This is a genomic window from Sorangium sp. So ce296, from assembly GCF_051529605.1.
Classification (GTDB): domain Bacteria; phylum Myxococcota_A; class Polyangia; order Polyangiales; family Polyangiaceae; genus Sorangium; species Sorangium cellulosum_D.
Window position 1 is genome coordinate 13751047 of sequence record NZ_CP150325.1, and the last position, 17965, is coordinate 13769011.

Consider the following 17965-nt stretch of genomic DNA (forward strand, 5'->3'; position numbering starts at 1 on the left):
CGGCCGTATCACCACAGAGCTCCGTCGATGCCGCGACCCAGACGGCCAGATCGCAAGCGGCTTCGCCGCGCGCAACGCGTGTTGTGCGCGCAGCGCGCACAGCCCACGCGACCCACGGCGGCAAGCCCCGCCGCGGTCATCGGGCCTGCGTCTCGGGCCGGGGGCGTTGACAAGGATATCGGTCTTTGCTCCCATAGCGAGTTCCTTCGGAGCGGCGCGCGCGTCTGAGGACGGCCGGGGACATGGTGGGCACGGGTCAAGACAGCTCGGACGCGGAGCCGACCCAGACGGCGATCATGGGCAAGTACCGCCCGATCGCGAAGCTCGGCCGGGGCGGGATGGGCGACGTGTTCCTGGCGATCGCGCGGGGGCCGGGGTCGTTCAACAAGCTCGTGGTCGTCAAGCGCCACCGCGGCGTTGGCGGCGACGGCGAGAAGATCGTCACCATGTTCCTCGACGAGGCGAAGCTGTCGGCGCGCCTCAACCACCCGAACATCGTCCAGACCTACGAGGTCGGCGTGGACGAGGCCGGCTACTTCACCGTGATGGAGTATCTGGAGGGCCAGCCGCTCAACGCGATCATGAGGGCGGTGGCCCAGGGGGAGCCGGGCGCGGACGGCTTCACGCGCGGCGTCTGGGTCCGGATCGTGGCCGACGTGCTGGGCGGCCTCCACTACGCGCACGAGCTCTGCGATTACGACGGCACGCCGCTCGGCATCGTTCACCGCGACGTCTCCCCGCACAACATCTTCGTCACGTACGACGGCGCGGTGAAGCTGCTCGACTTCGGCATCGCCAAGGCGTCGATCAACACGGACCTCACCGAGACCGGGAAGCTGAAGGGCAAGACGTCCTACATGGCGCCCGAGCAGGCGGCCGACAGCGCGGGGATCGACCGGCGGGCCGACGTCTTCGTGGCCGGGATCGTGCTCTGGGAGCTCCTCACGCGGGAGCGGCTCTTCGGGGGCGACGCCGTGAGCGCGCTCTGGAAGCTCGCGGCCGTGGACGAGATCCAGCGGCCCTCGCTCGTCCACCCGGACATCCCGCCGGCGCTCGACGCCATCGTCGCGCGGGCGCTGGAGCGCGACCCGGCGAAGCGGTACGCGACCGCGCAGGAGATGCGCGCGGCGCTCGAGGACTACCTGCGCGGGTCCGGCGAGGACGTGCGGTCCGACGAGATCGGCGCGCGGATGCTGGCCGTGTTCGCGGAGCGCCGCGCCAGCATGCAGCGGCAGATCAAGGCGTACATCGAGCAGGGCGCGGGCCGCCCGAGCGTGATCCTGGAGCCCCGCCTGTCCCGCCCGAGCGCGATCGAGGGCTCGGACGGGCGGCGCCTCCAGGCCCTGACCCCCCTCGATGAGGAGATCGGCCAGCGGACGGCGGGGCCGCCGGGCCCCGTGCGCGCCACGTCCGACTCGACGAGCCTGAAGCCGGCCCTCCGCGCGGCCGGCACGCCGCAGCAGCGCAGCTACCTCATCGGGGCGCTCGGCGTGGCCGCCCTGATCGCGGCGCTGGCGATCTCCGTGCGCCGACCGGACAGGCAGGCGCGCTCCGTCGCTCCTGGGGCCGCCGCGCTCGCCGGGTCCGCCGCCGCCGCAGGCGCCCGCTGCACGGGGACGCTCCGCGTCCGGATCACGACGGGCGCCACCGGGATGGCGACCGACATCGCGCCGCCGTACAGCTACGGAGTCTACGACTACCTGCGTCACCTCAACGACACCCATGGGGGGATCCGCGGCTGTCCCATCGACGTCGACATGAGGGACGCGCAGTACGACCCGGCGAGGACGGAGGAGGTCATCGCGGCGTGGCGGCGGGAGCCCGCGTGGAGCGAGGTCTCCACGCTGTTCATCTTCGGCACCGGGCCGACCACGCGCGTCGCGCCGAAGCTCGCGGAGGAGAAGAAGCTCATCATCCCTGGCTCCTACGCCGGCTCGCTCGCCACGCCGGTGCCGATCTCGGCGGACGTGCCCTACGCCGAGTTCAACGCCCTCGGACAGAGCATCTCGGCGACAGAGCACAAGACGAGCCCGGGCTATCCGTACATCTTCTTCCCGGCCACGGACTATTCGACCGCGATCCGCATCGGGGTGAAGGCGGCCTGGAAGATCGCGCCCGGGCGCATCGCGATGGTGCACGACACGATCGACCGGTGTCTTTATTGCGTCGATCCGCTGGCGGCGGGCAAATCATACGTGGAGCACCTGCCCGGCATGCTGCTCGGCGAGGATCTCGTCGTGCCGCAGACGTCTTCCCTCGAGGACGAGGGGCTCATCGTCGAGGCGGTGACCCGCTATGTGAAGAGAGAGATCGAGAAGAGGCGGGCGGACCCGTCCTATGTCCCGACGAGCTGGTTCTGGGCGGGCAACAGCGTCGTCTCGTCGTCCTTCGTCGGCAAGGGCGCCGCCGCCGCGCAGAGGCTCATCGATCAGGCGTTTCCAGGTCACGGGTTCCCGGGGAGGAAGCGCTGGCAGCTGCGGGTGATGGCGAACAACTGGGGGATCGGCGAGCGGACGCTGTCGATCTGCGGGGCCGACTGCGCCGGCATCTTCTACGGGCTGTTCCCGGTCCCGATCTACGGCGACACGCAGCACTCGAGCGGGATGGCGGAGATGCTGCGGATCCACCGGGTGTACCGGGAGAAGGACGATCACCCGCTCGATCGGTATCAGGACCAGTTCTACGTCCAGGGCCACGCGGCGGCGCTCATGTGGCGCGAGGCCGTCGAGCGGGCGGTCGACGCGGGGCGGGAGCGGCCGACGGGAGAGGACCTGAAGAACGCGCTGGAGTCGTTCCAGAACGTGGTGCTCGACGGGATGACGGCGGGGCCGATCTCGTTCAGCCCGACGGACCATCGGCCTCAGGCGAACGAGTCGGTGTACACGATCCGCGCGAGCGGGGACGCGGGGGGCGTGGCGTTCAGGTTCGTGGATCATTATTCCATCGAGCTCGACCCGAAGTGGCTCGGGTACTGACGCCGTCCCCCGTCCCGCGAGGCTTGCTGTGGACGAAGCTCCACGGTGCCCTGTCCGCCGCGGCGATCGCTTTCTCTTGACAGCCGAGGCGCTGAGACCGCTATCGTCGAGCGTGCGTTCAGCCTCCTTCTTGCGCCGCCTCGCCCCTGTCTTGCTCGCCGCGCCGCTCGGATGCCATGGCGCCGATGAGCCACGAAGTCGCGCCAGGGAGCACGGCATCGAGGCGGCAGCCGCCGCGCTCACGGCGCCACGCTGGGACGTCGCGCCGCCGATGAACGTCGCCCGGAGCAGGCACACGGCGACACGGCTGCTCGACGGGAAGGTCCTCGTGGCCGGTGGAGCGAGCGCCACGGCCGAGGTGTACGACCCTGACACGAATACATGGACGCTCGTCGCGTCGATGAGCACGCCGCACACGGGGCATACCGCGACGCTCCTTCCGGACGGCAGGGTCGTCGTGGCCGGCGGCATGACCGAAGCCGTGGAGATCTACGACCCTGCCACGGACACATGGACGCTCGCCGCGCCGCTCCTCACGCCGCGCGAGCGCCACACCGCGACGCTCCTGCCCGACGGCCGGATCCTCGTGGCCGCCGGCGAGCTCGAAGAGTGGGTGATGAGGACGAGCGAGATCTACGATCCCGCCTCGGATACGTGGACCGACGCGGGGTCGATGGCGCAGGCGCGCTCCTCCCACGCGGCCGCGCTCTTGCCGGACGGCGACGTCCTCGTGGTGGCCGGGGTGGGCCCCTCCGGCGACCCCATCGGCAGCGCGGAGCGCTACGATCCGGCCACGGGCACGTGGACGGCCGCGGGCTCGATCCAGAACCGCAGAGGCCACACCGCGACGCTCCTCGGGAATGGCAAGGTGCTCGTCGCCGGCGGCTACACCGACTACGGCGGTGAAGGGTTCTCCTCCACGAACCGCAGCGCGGCGCTCTACGATCCGGCGAGCAACACCTGGACGACCGCGGCGCCGCTGAACGTCGCCCGCGACAGTCACACGGCCACGCCGCTCGCCGATGGGCGGGTGCTCGTCGCCGGCGGCAGCGCGATCACCGAGGTCTACGATCCGGCGAGCGGGACGTGGTCGCTCGGCAAGTACCTGAACACGGACCGGAGCGGCCACACCGCCACGGCGCTCGCGGGCGGGCGGGTGCTCGTGACCGGCGGCGGGAGCGCGAGCGTCGAGGTGCTCGCGCTCGCGGCCCCGGGCGCTCCTTGCCTCTTCGCGGGCGAATGCGCGAGCGGCTTCTGCGTCGATGGCGTCTGCTGCGACACCGCGTGTGACGGGGGCGCGTGCGACGCGTGCGCGGTGGACGCGGGCGCGTCGGCGGACGGCACCTGCACGCCGCTGAGCGGTGCCGTGTGCGGCAGCGCCGACGGTTGCACGGCGAACGGCGTCTGCCAGGCGGGCGCGTGCGTCGGGGATACGCCGGTCGGCTGCCAGCCCGCGTGGACGCCGGCCGGGAACATGCCCGTGCCGCGGCACGACGGCACGTGGGCCGAGCTCGCCGATGGCCGCGTGCTCGTGGCCGGCGGGTACGACAACGACTGGAACGATACCCTGTCCGCGAACCTCTACGATCCCGCGACGAACGCCTGGAGCGACGTCGCGCCGCTCTCGCATACGCGCCGCAAGCCCGCGTCGATCCGGGTCTCGACCGGCGAGATCCTCGTCGTGGGCGGCGATTCGCCGTCGACGGCCGAGGCCTACGATCCGGCGAGCGACACGTGGTCGCTCACCGGCGCCATGGTCGCGCACCACGATCCGAGCGTCGCTCTCCTGCGGCTCCCGGACGACCGTATCCTCGCCGTGGGCGGCGGGACGGCGGTCGCCGAGGTTTACGATCCGGCGACGCGATCCTGGGCTGCGACGGGCTCGCTCGGCGCCTCGCGCTCGAGGCATTCGGCGGTCGTCTTGCACAGCGGGAAGGTGCTGGTGAGCGGCGGTGCAGGCAACCCGGCGACGGCGGAGCTTTACGACCCGGCCACGGGGGCGTTCTCCCCGGCCGGGACGCTGACCTTCGCGCACTCCGGGCACAAGGCGACGAGGCTGCTCGACGGCAGCGTGCTCGTGGTGAGCGGCGACGGCGCCGATCGGTATGACCCGGCCACGAATACCTGGACGCCCACGCGAGCGTTGCTCATGCCGCCCGCCGATTTCACGGCGACGCTGCTCGCCGAGGGTCGGGTGCTGGTCACGGGCGCGGCGAGGGTCCCGCACGCGCAGGTGTACGATCCGGCGACGAACGACTGGATCGTGACTGGGCCCCTGGACGTCGCGCGCCGGCGTCACACGGCCACGCTGCTCGGGAACGGAATGGTGCTCATCGCGGGCGGCAAGGAATGGACCGGCGGCAACGAGTGCACCCTCCGCAGCGCCGCGGTGTACGACCCCGCGAGGAATGATTGGTCGACGGTGCAGAACATGAGCAGGCTGCGCGACGCTCCATCGTCCGTGCTGCTCGATGGCAATCGCGTCCTGGTCTTCGGGGGGTTACTGGCGGGGTGTTCGTCCGGAGACGGCGACCCCGAGGCGCATGGAAGCGCGGAGATTTACGAGGGCGGCATCACCCCGGAGGGCAGCGGCGGAAGCGGCGCCGCGGGCGGCTCCGGGGGAATGGGCGGCGCAGGCGGCTCTGGTGGAATGGGCGGCGCAGGCGGTCAGGGCGGCTCCGGCGGCTCCGGCGGCTCCAGCGGTTCTGGTGGAATGGCCGGCTCCGGCGGTCAGGGCGGCTCCGGCGGCTCCGGCGGAAGCGGAGGCGACGGAGGAAGCGGCGGCGCGGGCGGCTCCGGGGGATTAGGCGGCGCGGGCGGCATGGGCGAGGCCGGCGGCGGCACCGACGGCATGGCCGGCTCAGGCGGTCAGGGCGGTATGGCTAGCCCGAGCGGCACTGGCGGCGGCCAGGAGCCGGACGGCGGCTGCCGCGCCGCTCCCGGACCCGCGGAGAACAGCGGGCGCGGCTTCGCGGCCCTCGTGGCCCTTGGCGCCCTCTTCGCGCGCCGCCGCAGGCGCTGAAACGCAGCAGGCCCGCAGTCTCGGCGCGCCAGCGCTGGAGCTCCTAGTCGAGCGCGAGGCGCAGCACGCCAGAGCTCGATGTTCCGCCGCGCGAAGGGACAGCTGCGCGCTCAGGAGAGCGCGCTGACCATGACGTAATAGCCGTCGGGATCGCGGAGGGCGAACTCGCGGGTCCCGGTGGCGGGATTCGTCTGGGGCTCCTCCTCGAGCTGACTCACGAGGGCCCGGGCGCGCGACAGCGCATCGTCGAAATCATCCACCCGGAAGAACAGCAATAGCCCATTGCCAGGCTCCGCGCGTTCGGGACTGACCAGCGTCGGGTGCTCGTGGGATCCCCACTTGTGAAGACAGAGCAGCACCGTCCCGTCGGTGTCGAGGATTTGGCCGAAATAGTCATGAGCAGGCGACGACTCCGGCTGACCGAAGAGCGTTCGATACCAGTTGAAGCTGCGAGCCACATCAGCGACCCCAATGATTGTCCACGTGCGCTTCACGGGCTCCTCCTGTGGCGTGACGCCGCGCCGGTCTGCCGCCGCGGGAAGCGCGGTCGGCAGAAGCGGCTTGCCGGGCCGACTGCGTTCCGCAGCGCGTCCTGAGCACCCTGCGGGTCGATAACATACCGTCGACGCTCCCGCCGAGACAACGGCCAAGCTGCCGACCCCGACCGAGGCCGCCCGCCTCGAGAGGGCGCTCGGCCTTCCCGGCGTCGGGCCGCGCGTCCCCGGCGCGGCCGCATCTCCGCCCCGGGCCCTCGGTCCGCCTCTGGACCTGCCGCGGTGACCGAAGGGGCGATCAGCCCCGGAGAGATGATCCGCTACGTCGGCCCGGAGATCCGCCAGAAGCCCGTCCTCGCGGCCCCCCACAGGTCCGGGCCGACCGGGCCCTTGCCCCAGAAATGATCGTCGTAGTTCGGGAGCGTCCAGCCCGCGCCGTAGACCCCCATGATCGCGTAGATCACCTTGTCGTCGGGCTGGACCTCGATCGCCGTCGTCGCCCACGCCTGCCGGAGCGGCGCCGGGCTCGTGTCGTCGAGCAGGCGGCTCGCGAACATCGACCCCTCGTTCGTGTCGTCGAACGACTCGGTCGCATATCCGAGCAGCAGGTGCAGGCCGTCGAACGCGTTCGACCACCGGAGACGCCAGGCGCCCGCGTCGTCCTGGAGCGGGCCGCAGGCGGCGACCACCATCCACTCCAGGTTGGAGTTGCCCCAGTGAGCGTCGCTGAAGTGAAGGATCCGATCGCTCATGGCGCTGCAGAACATGAACCCGACGCCGTTCGCGTGCCCCGTGTAGAACGTGAGATCGACCGAGTCCGCATACGACGCGTCCTGGCCGCCCATCGCCGGGTCCTTGAAATCGACCTCCCACGCGCGGAGCTCACCCCAGTTGAAGCGGTGCTCGACGCCCCCCGCCTGGAAGCTCTTCAGGAGACCATCGACGTTCGCCGCCGAATGATCGAGGCCGCCGCAGCGCCCGACCCACTCGGCGCCAACCACGGCGCCGCCCTCGTTCGCCGACGGCGCCGCGGGCGCGCTCGGCGCCACGGGCGCGCTCGGCGCCACGGGCGCGCTCGGCGCCGCGGGCGCGCTCGGCGCCGCGGGCGCCGCAGCGCGCGCAAACGGGAGCTGCCGCGCCGCCGTCGCGACCAGGCCGTCGGCGTCCGTGACGTAGAGGGTGAGCGTCTCCGTCTCGCCGCGAAGCGCGGGGCCGTCCAGCGAGATCCGCACCGCCGCCCCGTCGGCGCGGTCAGGAGCGAGCGACCGCGCCGAGGTTACCCACCTGTACGTGTACGGCGCAGTACCTCCGGTGACGCTCGCCTCCGCAGAGAGGGTCTCGCCGTCCTCGCGCACCGTGATCGCCGCCCTCGGAACGTCGATGACGGCCGGGACGATCACCTTGCGGACGTCCACTACCTCGGCGCCGAAACGCCGCCTGCCGCTGCACACATAATGAGGGAGGATCCGGCGCACCTCGCGGGAGAGCGGCGGCGCGTAATAGACGAGCTCCGGCTCGGCCGCGACGACCGCGCCGCCGCCGAGCGCGCCGGCGCACAGCGCGGGGGCCTCGGCGGCCGGGACGATCGCGACGTCCTCGCCGCGCGCGAGGTCGCGCCGCGCATAGACGAGGTGGGTCACGGCGCCCTCGGCGTCGAACGTCACCCGGACCTTGGCGCCAGGGCCGATCAGCCGGAGCCCCTCGAGCGCGTCGCGAAAGCTCACCTGCGTGTCGAGGGCGGCCCGCGCCACGTAGCGCCCCTGGGCGTCGCTCGACTCGAAGAGCGAGTGGCCGACGGCGACGTCGCGCCCGAAGGGCAAGCGCGCGCCTTCCAGCGCGGCCCACGCCCGCGCCGCGGCGTCCGTCTCCGGGAGGACGCGGAGCGCCGCGAGCGCCTCGATATCCAGGGCGTCGTCGCCCCTCTCGGTGGCGAAGCCGCGCTCGTCGCGGAACCCGGGCGCGGGCGGGTAGGCCTTCCTCGTCGGCAAGCGCTGGAACCTCGCCCGGTCGAGGTAGCGAATCGCCCCGTCGGCCCCGAGCGCGGCGCCGCCCCAGAGGCCCTCCGCCGCGAGCCCGAGCGCGCCGGCGAGCGCGGACGCCCGCGCGACATCGGCGCTCCGGCCGATCACGCGGTACGCGGGCAGAGAGCTCGCCCAGCGGGACAAAGGCGCCGTGCCGGACGCACCGAGATCGGCGCTCTCCGGGAGATCCTCGCGGGCGTCGCGGCCGCTGCACCCCGCGACGCCGAGACCCATGACGAGAACGATGCCCAACACCCCACCCGGTGATCTCTTCACGAAAGTCCCCCTTTCCCTTCGGTTGCGGCGAGGGTCGGCGCGCAACTCCGGAGGAATCGATCTCGCAGGAAGCCCGCGCGCGGCCCTCCCGGCCCGCGACGCGGGCCCCACGCATTGCAGGACCCAAGCCACGCCGGCGGCGGCGATGAACGGCGCGCGACGCCGGCGGTTCGCGGCGTTTCGGCCGACATTGACCGGATCGCGCGCGGCTCCTAGGCTGCCGCGCATTCCATGACAGCGCACACGAAGGACGGAGAGAGCGCGCCCCGCACCGGCGATCGAACACTCGAAGGGACGGCGGACCCCGGCGCGCGCCTGTTCCTCGACTTCCTCTCCTCGCTCCGCCCCCGCATCGAGGCCGCGCTCGAGCAGCGCTGGTGCGCCGCGGCGGGCCACGCGCAGCGCTACGGCCGCGAGGTCTCGGCGATGGTCGCCGAGGCGAGGAGCCTGACCCTGCGCGGCGGCAAGCGGTTCCGCGCAGCCCTGCTCGTCGCCGCCTACCAGGGCGTCGCGCCGGACGCGCCGCTCGAGCCCGCGATCGACGCCGGCGTCGCGCTCGAGCTGCTCCAGACCTACCTGCTCATCCAGGACGACTGGATCGACGGCGACACCGTCCGCCGGGGGGACCGCACGGCGCACGTCGCGCTGACCGAGGTGCTCGGTGATCCGCACCTCGGGGCCTCGTCGGCGATCCTCGCGGGCGACTTCACGTGGAGCCTCGCGCTCGGCGCGCTCGCGGGCGCCGGGGCGCCGCCGGAGAGGACGCTCGCGGCCGTGCGGCTGTTCTGCGCGATGCACGAGGACGTCGTGATCGGGCAGCACCTCGACGTGGTCGGGCGGGCCGAGGACGTCGAGCAGATGCACGCGCTCAAGACCGGCAGCTACACGGTGCGCGGCCCGCTCGCGCTCGGCGCCACGCTCGCCGGCGCCCCGGCCGAGACCGTGGCGGCGCTCGAGCGGTTCGCGGCGCCGGTGGGCGTCGCCTTCCAGCTGCGCGACGACCTGCTCGGCACCTTCGGGAGCGCCGCCGCGACCGGCAAGCCGGTCGGCAACGACCTGCGCGCCGGCAAGCGCACGGCGGTGCTCGCGGCCGCCGAGGGGCGCCTCGACGCCGAGGGCCGGAGCGCCGTCGAGCGCGCGCTCGGCCGCAAGGACGCGAGCGACGACGACGTGGCGGCCGCGACGCGGGCCCTCGAGGCGTGCGGCGCGCGGCGCGCGGTCGAAGAGCGGCTCGACGCCCTGTGCGGCGAGGCCGAGGCCCTCGGGCGGGCGCTGCCGGTGAGCGCGCCGGCGCGGCAGATCCTGTGCGGCGCGGCGAGCGCGCTCCGGTGGACGGGCGCATGATCGAGGCGCTCGGCCAGGCGTCCGGCAAGGTCATCCTGCTCGGCGAGCACGCGGTCGTGTACGGCGCGCCCGCGCTCGCCGCCGGCATCGAGCGCGGCGCCCGCGCGCGCGCGACGCGCGCTCCGGAGGGCGCGCGGACGAGCGCGCTCCTGCTGGGCGGCCGCGAGCACGGCGCCGCGCCGGCCGAGGGGGACGTCGCGCAGGCGTTCGCGGCGCTCCTCGAGGCGCTCCCCGGCGCCGGCCCGGTGCGCGTCGAGGCGGAGAGCGATCTGCCGCCCGGCGGCGGCCTCGGGAGCTCGGCGGCGCTCGGGGTCGCGATCGCCCGGGCGGTCGCCGCGCTCGCGCGCGCGTCGACCGAGGCCGGCGCGCCGGCCGCCGCGCCGGGCGCCCTCACCGCCGCCGCCGAGGTCGCCGCGGCGGCCGCCTGGGAGCGCGTGTTCCACGGCAACCCGTCGGGCATCGACACGGCCGCCGCCGCGCGCGGCGGCTGCTTCCGCTTCACCCGGGCGCACGGCGCGACCCCCCTCGCCCCGCGCGACGACCTCTGGCTGTGCGTCGGCTCCACGGGGGTGCCGTCGTCCACGCGCAGCATGGTCGAGCTCGTGGCGAAGCTCTTCGAGCGCAAGCCCACCGTGGCCGAGACCTCCATCGCCGGCATCGCCGCGCTCGTCGAGAACGCGGCCCTCGCCATCGAGGCGGGCGACGCGATCGCGCTCGGCCGGCTCATGGACCTGAACCAGATGCTCCTCGCCGGGATGTTCGTCTCGACCGAGGCGATCGAGGCCCTGTGCAAGCTCGCGCGCGAGGCCGGCGCGCTCGGCGCCAAGCTCACCGGCGCCGGCGGCGGCGGCTCGGTCATCGCGCTGCTCCCGCCCCCCCCGCCGGGCGGCGCGGCGGCGACGTCGAACGACGCCGCGGGCCGCGTGCTCGCCGCCTGGCGCGACGCGGGGTACAGCGGCTTCGTGACCCGCGTGAAGGCAGGCGCCGCCACGGCCGCGCCGGAGGAGCAAGCATGAGCGCCGTGAGCCGGGCGACCGCGATCGCCCATCCGAACATCGCCCTCGCGAAGTACTGGGGCAAGCGGGCCGACGGGCACAACCTGCCCGCCGTGCCGAGCCTCTCGGTGACGCTCGCCGGGATGGCCACGACGACCGAGGTCGCCTTCGATCCGTCGCTCGATCGCGACGAGCTCCACCTCGGCGGCGCGGCCGTGCCGCCGGACGCGGAGGCCGCGCGCCGGGTCGCCGGGCTCCTCGACCGGGTCCGCGCCGCCTCGGGCCGGCGCGAGCGCGCCCGCGTGGTCAGCCGCAACGACTTCCCCACCGCGGCGGGGCTCGCCTCGAGCGCGTCGGCGTTCGCCGCGCTCGCGCTCGCCGCGAGCGCCGCCGCGGGCCTGCCCACCGCGCCCGCCGCCGTGAGCGACCTCGCCCGGAGGACCTCGGTCTCCGCCGCGCGCTCCGCGTTCGGCGGCTTCGTCGAGCTCCGCGCCGGGCGCCCCGGCGACGAGGCGCTCGCGGCGACCCCGCTCGCGCCGGAGGACCACTGGCCGCTCGCGGTCGTGATCGCCGTGACGCGCGAGGGCCCGAAGGACGTGGGCTCCAGCGACGGCATGCGGCACACCGCGGCGACGAGCCCGTACTTCCCCGCCTGGGTGGACGCCGCGCCGTCGCTCTTCGCCGCGGTCCGCGCGGCGGTCCTCGCCCGCGATCTCGCGGCGCTCGGCGCCGCGGCCGAGGCGAGCGCCCTGTGCATGCACGCCTCGAGCATCGCCGCCTCGCCGGGCCTGCTCTACTGGACCGGCGCCACCGTCGAGGTGATCGCCGCGGTGCGGAGGCTCCGCGCCCAGGGCACGCCGGCGTTCTTCACCATCGACGCCGGCCCGCACGTGAAGGTCTTCACCGCGCCCGAGGCGAAGCCCGCCGTGGAGAAGGCGCTGCTCGCCGTCCCCGGCGTCCTCCGCACCATCTCGGCCGCCCCCGGCGGCGGAGCCCACCTCGCGTCCGGGGGCGCGGGCGCGTGATCGTCCGGGCGCCTGGCAAGCTGGTCCTCTCGGGCGCGTACGCCGTGCTCGAGGGCGCGCCCGCGCTCGTGGCCGGGGTCGATCGGTACGTCGTCGCCGATCCGGCGCGCCAGGCCGACCTCGTCACCGAGGAGGTCCAGGCGGCGATCGACGCGGGCGCGCTCGACAGGGCGGCGTGGTTCGACGCGTCCGCGCTCCGGTCGGCGGCGCCGGATCCCACGGCGGGCGCGCCGGCCGGGGCGGGCGCGCCGCCGCGCGGGGCGAGCCGCAAGCTCGGCCTCGGCTCGAGCGCCGCCATCCTCGTGGCGACGCTCGCGGCGCGCGCCGCGGCGGCCGCGCCGACCATGGCGGCGGCCGCGGCCGCGGCGGCGTCGGCCGGCCGGCCGATGCCCGCGTGGGACGCCCGCGCGCTCTTCCTCGCCGCGCTCGCCGCGCACCGGCGGGCGCAGGGCGGGGGCAGCGGCGTCGACGTCGCCGCGAGCGTCTACGGCGGCGTCCTCTGCTGCCGGCTCGGCCCGGACGGCGCGCTCGCCGTGACGCCGCACGCGCTGCCGAGCGGGCTCGCGATCGAGGTCTACGCCAGCGACGCCTCGGCGCGCACGAGCGCCATGCTGGAGCGCGTGCGCGCGCTCGCCGCCCGCGACCCGGGGGCGCACGGCGCCCTGCTCGGCGCGGCCGCCGAGGGCGCGCGCGCGGCCGTCACCGCCGCGGACGCCCGCGCCTTCGTGGCCGCGCTGGATCGCCAGGTCGACGCGCTCGCGGAGCTCGGCGACCGCGCGGGCGCGCCGATCGTCACCCCTGCCCTCGCGCGCCTCCGGCCCGCCGCGGCCGCCGAGGGCGCCGCGCTCGCGCCGAGCGGCGCCGGCGGCGGCGACGTCTCTCTCTTCGTCGGCGGCGCGCCGCCCTCGGCGGCATGGCGCGCCGCGGCGGCCGCGGCCGGCCTCGAGTGTGTGCCCATGTCGCTCGGCGCCCCCGGCGTCCACGTGCTGGACGCAGCCCGCCCGCCGCACGCCTGAGCGCGCCCCCTCCCCGATCGTGCGCCGCTCGGTGCCGCGGCGCTTGGCACGGAGCCCGCTCTGCTCGCTCCGGGATCGACGGCGGCGCTGCGCTCCGGCGACGCACCGCGGACCCTCCACGAGGCCTTCGAATGCGAAGAACGAGACAGGCATGAAAACCCTGGAGCTCGCGATGCCGCAGCGCCGCCAGAAAAGCATGACTTTTCATGGTGTTACCGCGCGGGCGTCCGATGAGCGCGGCGGGCGTCGGGTCCTCCGAGGCGGGCTCCGCGGGCGTGTCGCTGACGGCGTGGGCGCGGCGAGCGTGACCTGCGTTCACAGCGCGCCGGCGCGGGGCGCGCGCGATCGCGCCGGGCGCCCGACCCGTTGATTCGGCCGCGGGGGGTGGTGAACGGGGCGAGGTGGCACGAGGACAGAGGACGAGGTGAGGAGGGGGCTCCATGACGACGTGCGATCGAGAGCTTTGCCGATTCGAGGATGTGCTTGGCGCGAGCATGGCCGAGTCGAGGGCGACGCTGGCCGCGTTCGGCGTCCAGGTCGCACCGCTGCGGAGGCGCACCGCCCGCACGTACCTGGGTCGGGTGCTCGTCCACCCGTACAACCTGCTCGTCGTGGGGAGCGTGCTCCTCCTGAGCTTCATCGGCTGGAGCCCGCTGCTCTTGCTGCTCGGCCTCGGGGCGGAGCTCGTGATCCTGTGCGTCGTCCCCTGGCGCGGCTACTTCCGCCGCAGCATCGACGCGCAGCTCGACGAGGCCGATCGGGCGGCGTGGTCGCGGGCGCGCGAGACCCTGATCCGGCAGATGGACATCCGTCACCAGCAGGAGCTCGCGCGCCTCGACCGGCTGATCGACCGCACCCGCGAGAACATCCGCCGCCGCGGCGGCGCCGTCCCGCTGCTGCTCGACGACGGCTTCGGGCTGAGCCGCCTGCTCATGAGCTACATCCGCCTCGCGATCGCGCACAAGGCCGGCCAGGAGTCGCTCGCGATGACGAACCACAGCGAGCTCATGGAGACGATCCGATCGCTCGAGGCGATCCGGAGCGCGTCCGCGGGGCGCACGCGCGGGCTGTCGGAGCGGCGGCTCGCGATCGCCTACCGGCGCGCCGAGTGCTGGAGCCGGACCCGCGAGGGGCTCGAGGTGGTATCGCAGAAGCTCGCGACCATCCTGGAGCTCATCCAGCTGATGCACGAGCAGTCGATGACGCCCGTGGACTCCCCGGCGACCTGCGCGGAGATCGACCGGTTCATGCGCGAGCTCGACGGGCTCGACACCGGCGAGAGCGCGCAGCGCGAGCTCGAGGAGCTCGACATGGACATGGACAGGGCGTTCGAGCTGGAGGAGCTCGAGGCCGAGCCCACCCAGCACAGCCGCCCGCCGATGCGCCTGGTCGCGCGGTGACCCGGCCCCCGCCGCGCGCTGGAGGCTGGAGCAGCGCACGCCGGAACGTCGCGCGCGCTCCCGGGGCGACGCCGTCTTCGGGGTTCATGGCGCTCGTCGCCCGGGTAGACTATCGCCCCCGTGACCTCCCCCACGCCCGCGATCCTTGTCGACTAAGCCGATGCCCACGCCCGACTTCCTCTCCGCCCTCCTCCGCCCCGAGCTCGCCGAGCTCCACGCCTACACCCCGATCGCGGGCCACTTCCCCGTGCGCCTCGACGCCAACGAGAGCCCGCCGCTCCTGTCGGCCGAGGCGCGGGCCGCCCTCGCGCGGGCCGCGGTGCCCGAGGACTGGGGCCGCTACCCCGACGCGCGCCTCGTCGAGCTCCGCGAGGCCATCGCCGCCCGCTGCGGCGTCGAGCCCGACGAGGTCCTCGCCGGCGTCGGCTCCGACGAGGTGATCTCGATCCTTCTGACCGCGCTCAGCCGCCCGCGGCCGGGCGCCGACGCGGCGAGCATCGTGACGACCAGCCCCACCTTCGTCATGTACAAGCTGAGCGCCCGCGCGCGGGGCATGCGCGCCGTCGAGGTCCCGCTCGACGCCGGCTGGGACCTCGACGTGGCGGGCCTCGTGCGCGCCGTCGAGTTCGCGCGCCCGAGCGTCGTCTTCATCGCCTCGCCGAACAACCCGACCGGCGCGCTCGCGTCGGCGGACCGGATCGAGGCGGTCATCGCCGCGGCGAGCGACGCCCTCGTCATCGTCGACGAGGCGTACATCGACTTCGCCCCGCGCGACCAGCTCGCCCTGGTCCGCAAGCACCCGAACGTCGCCGTGCTGAGGACGCTCTCGAAGATCGGCCTCGCGTCGCTGCGGGTCGGCTGGCTCGTCGGCGACCGGGCGCTCGTCGCCGAGCTCGACAAGGTCCGCCAGCCCTACAACCTGCCCGTCCCGTCGCAGCGCGCGGCCACCTTCGCCCTGCGCGAGCTCGGCGGGGAGCTCCGCCGCGCCGCCGCGTTCATCACCGAGGAGCGCGAGCGCCTCGCGCGCGGCCTGACCGAGCTCGGCCTCTCCGTCGCCCCGAGCCACGCGAACTTCCTCTGGGTCGGCACGCGACGCCCCGCCGGCGAGGTCTTCGAGGCGCTCGCCGCGCGCGGCGTCCTGGTGCGCAGCTTCCACGGGGCGGGCGGGCGCCTCGCGCACCGGCTCCGCATCACCGTCGGCCTCCGCGAGGAGAACGATCGCCTCCTCGCCGAGATCGCCGCGTGCGCGTAGCCCCGCCGCCCCCTGCCGCGCGGCTCGCGGCGCTCGCGGCGCTCGCGCTGACCGCGGCCTGCGCCGCGCCCGAGGTCGCGCGCTCCGTGGACGGCCAGATCCTCGTGGGCCGCCAGATCTCGGCGCGCGCCTACGCGCTGTACGCCATCGGCGCCGAGGCCGAGGCGCGCGGCGACCTCGAGACGGCCCTGGAGGCGTACGAGCTGGCGGAGGACAGCGATCCCGAGAGCGCGGACATCTGGACCCGCGTCGGGTCGGTGCGCTGCCGCCTCGGCCACCGGGAGGCGGCGGACGACGCGTTCGACCGCGCCCGCGGGATCGATCCCGACTACGCGCCGGCCCACCTCGAGCAGGCGCGGTGCGATCTCGCGGCCGGGCGGCCCGCGGCGGCGCTCGGCCGCGTCGAGCGGGCGGTCCTGCTCGATCCGGAGCGCGACGACGGCGTCCTGCTCCGCGCCGAGATCCTGCGGCGGCTCGGCCGGTCGGAGGACGCGCGCCTGTCGCTGCGGGCGCTGCTCGTGCGCCACCCCTTCTCGGCGGACGCCTGGCGCGCGCTGCACGCGGTGGCCCTCGAGGCCGGCGATCGCCCGGCCGCCGAGGAGGCGGCGCGGCGGCTGCGCGAGCTCGCCGCGCGGAGGACCGCCGCCGCCGAGCGGCCGGCGGCGCCGCGGGGGCCGCTGGCCGAGCTCGACGACGCGCTGGTCCACGGGCAGCTGCGCCGCGCCCGTCGCCTGGCGCGCGACGCGGATCTGCCGCCGGCCGAGGTCGCCGTGCGCGCGGCCGCCCTGGGCCGCGTCGGCGAGGCGCGCGAGCAGGCCGAGCTCGTCTCGGCGGCCGATCCGTCGAGCGCCTCCGCGCTCGTCGCGCTCGCGGTGGCGGCCGATCTGAGCGGCGATCTCGAGGCGCTGGCCCGCGCCTGCGACGCGCTCCAGGCGCCCGCGGGCGGCGGCGCCGCGGTGCCCCCCTCGCCGCTCGCCCGGCTGCTCTTCGCCGAGCTGCTCTTCCGTCGCATCGGCCGCGACGCCGCGCTCGCCTGGCTCGGCCCGCCGGGGCCCCCCGCGCCCGGCGCCCGCGATCCGCTGTCCCGCGAGGTCGAGCGGCGCGTTCACCGGGAGCTCGCGGGGGGCGCGCCGGCCGCGCCCTGAGCTCAGGGCGACGGCTTCGCCTTGTTCTTCTTCGCGTTGTACTTCTCGAGATCGAAGTTGAGCTCGAAATCGAGGGTGTTCTCGCCCTCCTTGATCTCGATCTCCTTCTTCACGTCCTGATCGATGGCCGGCAGGAGGGCGGCGGTGAGCACCTTGCCCACGGGGATGTCCTTGATCTCGAACTGCCCGTCGAGGCCGGTCACGTCGTGGGTCGCGAACTTGAGCACGAAGACCTCGGCCTTGAGGAACGGCTTCGGCATCTTGTCCACGAGGTGGTAGTAGCCCGGCTGGGGCGGGAAGAACTTCACCGCTTCGCCTTGCGGCATGGCGACGAGGACGGCCATGAACGGGGCGCCCTCGAGGTTGGGCATGTAGGGCTCGAGCAGGTCGAGGTTCGCCACATCGAGCCGCTGTCCGAACGTCATGGCCACGGTGCGGGTCGAGAACGCGCACCCGTGGATGGTCACCTTCTCGGCCTCTTCGCGCTCGGGCACGTGGCCGCTGTAGTTGACGACGGTGACGAGCGCGTCGGCGACGGCGTTCTGCTGCCCCACGCGGAACAGCCTCCCGTAGGTGGCAGCGGCCTCGCCGCACTTGCCGGTCGGAAAGCTGAGCCCCGTGTCGGGCGGCGGGTCTCCCTTGATGGTGACCCGCCCTTTCAGCGTCCCCGTGGGCCCGCTGTACGGCGCTTGCCGCTTCGGGTTCGTCACCTTGAGCACCGCCTCCGAGGTCAGCGAGATCGCGGGCGCATCCGCCGCCTGCGCGCTCGCCGCCGCGCTGGCGCTCGCCGCTGCCGGCGCCGTGCTCGCTGCCGGCGCCGCGCTCCCTGCCGGCGCCGCGCTCCCCGCAGGCGAGCCTCCGCTCGTGTTCCCCCCCTGACACCCGAGCGCCCCGAGCAGCGCGACGCTTGCCGCGCGCATCCGCCAGTTCCCCGCTGTCCTCTGCATCGTCTCGCCGTTCCGCATCGGCGCCGACTTTAGCAACTCGCGCGCCCCGCGCA

The 17965-nt window shown here is 74.6% G+C and carries 12 protein-coding genes; 9 read left to right on the forward strand and 3 right to left on the reverse strand.

The features are described from left to right. The first annotated feature begins 242 nt into the window (after positions 1-242). On the forward strand, positions 243-2975 hold the full coding sequence (locus WME98_RS50715; protein WP_437948804.1) for a protein kinase domain-containing protein: 2733 nt from the start codon (positions 243-245) through the stop codon (positions 2973-2975). Positions 2976-3246: 271 nt separating this feature from the next. Beyond that, a complete protein-coding gene (locus WME98_RS50720) occupies positions 3247-5997 on the forward strand; it encodes a kelch repeat-containing protein (protein ID WP_437948805.1) in 2751 nt (916 codons plus the stop codon). Between the two features lie 110 nt (positions 5998-6107). On the opposite strand, the gene WME98_RS50725 is transcribed toward WME98_RS50720, so the two are convergent. Both WME98_RS50725 and WME98_RS50730 read right to left on the reverse strand, forming a co-directional pair. Next, a complete protein-coding gene (locus WME98_RS50725) occupies positions 6108-6491 on the reverse strand; it encodes a VOC family protein (RefSeq protein ID WP_061623301.1) in 384 nt (127 codons plus the stop codon). A gap of 320 nt (positions 6492-6811) precedes the next feature. After that, positions 6812-8746 (reverse strand): DUF6345 domain-containing protein, encoded by a 1935-nt coding sequence (locus WME98_RS50730; protein WP_437948806.1) that lies wholly within the window; start codon positions 8744-8746, stop codon positions 6812-6814. A 273-nt stretch (positions 8747-9019) separates the two neighbouring features. On the opposite strand from WME98_RS50730, the gene WME98_RS50735 reads away from it, so the two are divergent. The 7 genes from WME98_RS50735 to WME98_RS50765 all read left to right on the forward strand — a co-directional run bounded on the left by WME98_RS50735 (position 9020) and on the right by WME98_RS50765 (position 16965). Beyond that, positions 9020-10132 carry a polyprenyl synthetase family protein gene (locus WME98_RS50735; protein ID WP_437948807.1) on the forward strand — a complete coding sequence of 371 codons (1113 nt, stop codon included), beginning with the start codon at positions 9020-9022 and terminating at the stop codon, positions 10130-10132. Next, the gene (mvk, locus tag WME98_RS50740) at positions 10129-11148 is read left to right on the forward strand and encodes a mevalonate kinase (protein WP_437948808.1); all 1020 of its coding nucleotides are present in this window, start codon (positions 10129-10131) and stop codon (positions 11146-11148) included. The genes WME98_RS50735 and mvk overlap by 4 nt, the downstream gene beginning before the upstream one ends. Further along, a complete protein-coding gene (mvaD, locus tag WME98_RS50745) occupies positions 11145-12152 on the forward strand; it encodes a diphosphomevalonate decarboxylase (protein WP_437948809.1) in 1008 nt (335 codons plus the stop codon). Before mvk ends, mvaD begins: the two co-directional genes overlap by 4 nt. Beyond that, on the forward strand, positions 12149-13168 hold the full coding sequence (locus WME98_RS50750; RefSeq protein WP_437948810.1) for a hypothetical protein: 1020 nt from the start codon (positions 12149-12151) through the stop codon (positions 13166-13168). Before mvaD ends, WME98_RS50750 begins: the two co-directional genes overlap by 4 nt. Before the next feature lie 494 nt (positions 13169-13662). Beyond that, a complete protein-coding gene (locus WME98_RS50755; protein ID WP_437948811.1) occupies positions 13663-14568 on the forward strand; it encodes a hypothetical protein in 906 nt (301 codons plus the stop codon). A gap of 160 nt (positions 14569-14728) precedes the next feature. Beyond that, positions 14729-15820: a histidinol-phosphate transaminase gene (gene hisC / locus WME98_RS50760; RefSeq protein ID WP_437948812.1), complete on the forward strand. Its 1092-nt coding sequence runs from the start codon at positions 14729-14731 to the stop codon at positions 15818-15820. Then, on the forward strand, positions 15811-16965 hold the full coding sequence (locus WME98_RS50765; RefSeq protein WP_437948813.1) for a tetratricopeptide repeat protein: 1155 nt from the start codon (positions 15811-15813) through the stop codon (positions 16963-16965). Before hisC ends, WME98_RS50765 begins: the two co-directional genes overlap by 10 nt. Positions 16966-16967: 2 nt before the next feature. On the opposite strand, the gene WME98_RS50770 is transcribed toward WME98_RS50765, so the two are convergent. Then, positions 16968-17885 (reverse strand): hypothetical protein, encoded by a 918-nt coding sequence (locus tag WME98_RS50770; protein WP_437948814.1) that lies wholly within the window; start codon positions 17883-17885, stop codon positions 16968-16970. Positions 17886-17965: the final 80 nt, after the last annotated feature.